This window comes from Bradyrhizobium uaiense, assembly GCF_010811875.1.
Lineage (GTDB): Bacteria > Pseudomonadota > Alphaproteobacteria > Rhizobiales > Xanthobacteraceae > Bradyrhizobium > Bradyrhizobium uaiense.
Genome location: NZ_VKHP01000561.1, coordinates 1 through 597, shown reverse-complemented (window position 1 = coordinate 597; position 597 = coordinate 1). Strand labels below are relative to the sequence as shown.

The following is a 597-nucleotide window of genomic DNA, read 5'->3' as shown; positions in this document are numbered from 1 at the left end:
CGGCACCTGCCGCGAGCGTATCGGCGAGATGCAGCGCAGGGGTGTCATCTGCGCCGACAGGCGCGGCAAGGCCGCCTTGCGCCCACATGCTGGAGGCTTCCGCGCCGAGCGGCGACTTCGACAGCAGCACGACCGGCTCGGGCGCGAGTTGCAGCGCGGTCATCAGTCCCGCGGCGCCGCCGCCGATGATCACCGGGCGGCCGTTGAGATCGGAAACGTCGGTACTCATATTGCCAGCATCCTTTCGACGCTCTTGCGCGCGCGATCGGCGATTGCGGGGTCGATCGTGACTTCGTGCTGGTTGGTCTCCAGCGCGTGGCGGATGTTCTTCAGCGTGATCCGCTTCATGTGCGGACAGAGATTGCAGGGGCGGACGAAGTCGACATCCGGGTTTCGCGCCGCGATGTTGTCGCTCATCGAGCATTCCGTCAGCAGCACGACGCGCGGCGGACGTTTGGTCTCGACGAATGACTGCATCGCGGCCGTCGATCCCGCAAAGTCAGCTTCAGCGACCACCTCGGGCGGGCATTCCGGATGCGCCAGCACGGTGATGTCAGGGTAGTTTTCGCGCAGCTGGCGCACGTCATCGGCGGTGAA

General features: G+C 65.8%; 2 protein-coding genes. Both read right to left on the bottom strand.

Annotation, left to right across the window (positions count from 1 at the left end; translation table 11 throughout):
• Positions 1-229: FAD-dependent oxidoreductase (locus FNJ47_RS46480; RefSeq protein ID WP_163163516.1), on the bottom strand; the 229-nt coding region annotated here is incomplete at its 3' end.
• Positions 226-597: quinolinate synthase NadA (nadA, locus tag FNJ47_RS46475; RefSeq protein ID WP_163163514.1), on the bottom strand; the 372-nt coding region annotated here is incomplete at its 5' end. The genes nadA and FNJ47_RS46480, both read right to left, overlap by 4 nt.